Consider the following 1624-nt stretch of genomic DNA (forward strand, 5'->3'; position numbering starts at 1 on the left):
AGGTAAGGAGGTGATCCAACCGCAGGTTCCCCTACGGTTACCTTGTTACGACTTCACCCCAGTCATGAATCACAAAGTGGTAAGCGCCCTCCCGAAGGTTAAGCTACCTACTTCTTTTGCAACCCACTCCCATGGTGTGACGGGCGGTGTGTACAAGGCCCGGGAACGTATTCACCGTGGCATTCTGATCCACGATTACTAGCGATTCCGACTTCATGGAGTCGAGTTGCAGACTCCAATCCGGACTACGACGCACTTTATGAGGTCCGCTTGCTCTCGCGAGGTCGCTTCTCTTTGTATGCGCCATTGTAGCACGTGTGTAGCCCTGGTCGTAAGGGCCATGATGACTTGACGTCATCCCCACCTTCCTCCAGTTTATCACTGGCAGTCTCCTTTGAGTTCCCGGCCGGACCGCTGGCAACAAAGGATAAGGGTTGCGCTCGTTGCGGGACTTAACCCAACATTTCACAACACGAGCTGACGACAGCCATGCAGCACCTGTCTCACGGTTCCCGAAGGCACAAATCCATCTCTGAATTCTTCCGTGGATGTCAAGACCAGGTAAGGTTCTTCGCGTTGCATCGAATTAAACCACATGCTCCACCGCTTGTGCGGGCCCCCGTCAATTCATTTGAGTTTTAACCTTGCGGCCGTACTCCCCAGGCGGTCTACTTAACGCGTTAGCTCCGGAAGCCACGCCTCAAGGGCACAACCTCCAAGTAGACATCGTTTACGGCGTGGACTACCAGGGTATCTAATCCTGTTTGCTCCCCACGCTTTCGCACCTGAGCGTCAGTCTTTGTCCAGGGGGCCGCCTTCGCCACCGGTATTCCTCCAGATCTCTACGCATTTCACCGCTACACCTGGAATTCTACCCCCCTCTACAAGACTCAAGCCTGCCAGTTTCGAATGCAGTTCCCAGGTTGAGCCCGGGGATTTCACATCCGACTTGACAGACCGCCTGCGTGCGCTTTACGCCCAGTAATTCCGATTAACGCTTGCACCCTCCGTATTACCGCGGCTGCTGGCACGGAGTTAGCCGGTGCTTCTTCTGCGGGTAACGTCAATTGCTGCGGTTATTAACCACAACACCTTCCTCCCCGCTGAAAGTACTTTACAACCCGAAGGCCTTCTTCATACACGCGGCATGGCTGCATCAGGCTTGCGCCCATTGTGCAATATTCCCCACTGCTGCCTCCCGTAGGAGTCTGGACCGTGTCTCAGTTCCAGTGTGGCTGGTCATCCTCTCAGACCAGCTAGGGATCGTCGCCTTGGTGAGCCGTTACCTCACCAACAAGCTAATCCCATCTGGGCACATCTGATGGCAAGAGGCCCGAAGGTCCCCCTCTTTGGTCTTGCGACGTTATGCGGTATTAGCCACCGTTTCCAGTAGTTATCCCCCTCCATCAGGCAGTTTCCCAGACATTACTCACCCGTCCGCCACTCGTCAGCAAAGCAGCAAGCTGCTTCCTGTTACCGTTCGACTTGCATGTGTTAGGCCTGCCGCCAGCGTTCAATCTGAGCCATGATCAAACTCTTCAATTTAAAAGTTTGATGCTCAAAGAATTAAACTTCGTAATGAATTACGTGTTCACTCTTGAGACTTGGTATTCATTTTTCGTCC

At 53.6% G+C, this 1624-nt stretch carries 1 rRNA gene; it reads right to left on the minus strand.

What is annotated here, in order from left to right:
- Positions 1-3: 3 nt before the first annotated feature.
- Positions 4-1545 (minus strand): 16S ribosomal RNA (locus NA389_RS21890).
- Positions 1546-1624: the final 79 nt, after the last annotated feature.

This window comes from Salmonella sp. NW645 (assembly GCF_051703725.1).
Lineage (GTDB): Bacteria > Pseudomonadota > Gammaproteobacteria > Enterobacterales > Enterobacteriaceae > Salmonella > Salmonella enterica.